Annotated in this window: 3 protein-coding genes; 2 read left to right on the top strand and 1 reads right to left on the bottom strand. The window is 68.9% G+C overall.

Going from position 1 to position 1,846, the window contains the following annotated elements:
* Nucleotides 1-245: SUMF1/EgtB/PvdO family nonheme iron enzyme (locus tag DBR34_RS10670; RefSeq protein WP_146186815.1), on the top strand; the 245-nt coding region annotated here is incomplete at its 5' end.
* A gap of 103 nt (nucleotides 246-348) precedes the next feature.
* Nucleotides 349-1,251 (top strand): M48 family metallopeptidase, encoded by a 903-nt coding sequence (locus DBR34_RS10665; protein ID WP_038687367.1) that lies wholly within the window; start codon nucleotides 349-351, stop codon nucleotides 1,249-1,251.
* Between the two features lie 278 nt (nucleotides 1,252-1,529).
* On the opposite strand, the gene DBR34_RS22680 is transcribed toward DBR34_RS10665, so the two are convergent.
* The coding region (locus DBR34_RS22680) for an exodeoxyribonuclease VII large subunit (protein WP_308812530.1) at nucleotides 1,530-1,846 on the bottom strand (317 nt) is incomplete at its 5' end.

The raw sequence follows: 1,846 nt of genomic DNA, 5'->3' as shown, positions 1-1,846 counted from the left end.
ATGCCTGGGGCGTGCACGATGTGGCCGGCAACCTCAGCGAGTGGGTGGCCGATTGCTGGCATGCCAGCTACCGGCGCGCGCCGGCCGATGGCGCGGCCTGGTTCAACCCGGGCTGCCGGCAGCGGGTGATCCGCGGCGGCAACTGGGCCAATGCCCCCGAACAGACCCGCGCGGCCTGGCGGCAGTCGCAGGATTCGGACACCACCAGCGCCCGGATCGGGTTCCGCCTGGTGCGCGGCATCTGACCGTCCAAGGCGTCGACCCGGCACTCACGTCAAATCCCGCCGCAGCCACTAAGATGTCGCCGTGCCGGCCAGGGTGGCGTCGGTCCAGCGAGGAACCTGCACCATGCGCAACGATCCATTCGGCGGCCAGCAACAAGGCCGCGCCCGGCGTCCAGGGCTGTTCGGCAACATCCGCTGGTGGGTGCTGCTGGCGTTCGCCGGTTATGCCGCCTTCTACTGGTTCTCCAACCGCGCGGTGGACCCGTACACCGGTGAAAGCGTGCTCATCGACAGTGCGCTGGACGCCAACCAGGAAAAAGCCCTCGGGCTGCAGGCCTACCAGGAGATCCTGGCGCAGGAACGGCCGGTGGATCCCAACGCGCAGGTCTCGCGCGATGTGCGCGCAATTGCCCAGCGCCTGATTGCCAAGGTGGACGTGGTGGAAACCGCGTTGGCCGAAGAGCACGGGCTGAAGCCGGCGCATTTCTCGCGCGACTTCGAGTGGGAAGTCAACGTGATCCAGTCCGAGCAGGCCAACGCGTTCTGCCTGCCCGGCGGCAAGATGGCGGTCTACACCGGGCTGATCCCGGTGGCGCGCACGGTGGATGCGATGGCCGTGGTGATGGGCCACGAGATCGCCCATGCCCTGCTGCGCCATGGTGCCCAGCGCATGGCCCAGCAGAAGCTGACCCAGATCGGGCAGATGGCCGGGGCCGCCAGCGGCATGGACCCGCAACAGCAGCAGATGATGATGTCGGCGATGGGCTACGGCTACCTGCTGCCGTATGCGCGCAGCCACGAAACCCAGGCCGATGAAGTGGGCCTGATGCTCGCCGCCGCGGCCTGCTTCGACCCGCGCGAGGCGGTGCCGTTGTGGGAACGCATGGGCCAGGCCAGTGGCGGCCAGGCGCCGCCGGAGTTTTCCTCGACGCACCCCAACCCGGGCACCCGCATCCAGAACCTGCAGGCGCTGATGCCCAAGGCGATGGAGTACCGGCAGAAGTTCTGCGAAAGCGCGGGCGGGTAAGGGCGATCTGACCGGCGGAAAGCGTAAACGGGGGACCGATAACGTAGCGCCGGGCTCTGCCCGGCTTCCGTCAGGTCGTGGTGATCATTGATCGCGTGCAGCCGGGCAGAGCCCGGCTCTACGAAAGCGCGGGCGGGTCAGGACGTTGTAACCGACGGAACGCTGACGTAGCGCCGGGCTCTGCCCGGCTTCTGTCAGGTCGCGGTGATCATCAATCGCGTGCAGCCGGGCAGAGCCCGGCTCTACGGGGATGCGGTGCAGCCGGGCAGAGCCCGGCTCTACGGGGTCTGCTTTACTACGACGTTGATCGCGCCGTCCTGTACGCGTGCGGTGAGCGCGTCGCCGGGGCGTACCTGCAGCGGGGAACGTACCAGGCTGCCATCTTCGTCGCGGGTGAGGATGCTGTAGCCGCGGGCCACGGTGGCCAGCGGGCTCACCGCTTCCATCGAGCGGGCGAGGCCGCGCAGGTGCAGCTGGTTGCGCTGCAGCTGGCGCCCGATGGCCGCGTCGGCGCGCGGCATCAACCGTTGCAGCCGCTCGCGCAGTGCATCCAGGCGACGCTGCGGGTGGCCGTTGCGCAGCACCACGGCGGCAT

This window comes from Stenotrophomonas sp. HMWF003 (genome assembly GCF_003061285.1).
Lineage (GTDB): Bacteria > Pseudomonadota > Gammaproteobacteria > Xanthomonadales > Xanthomonadaceae > Stenotrophomonas > Stenotrophomonas maltophilia_AP.
Note: the sequence above shows the minus strand (reverse complement) of the source record. Positions and strands in the feature narration are given on the sequence as shown.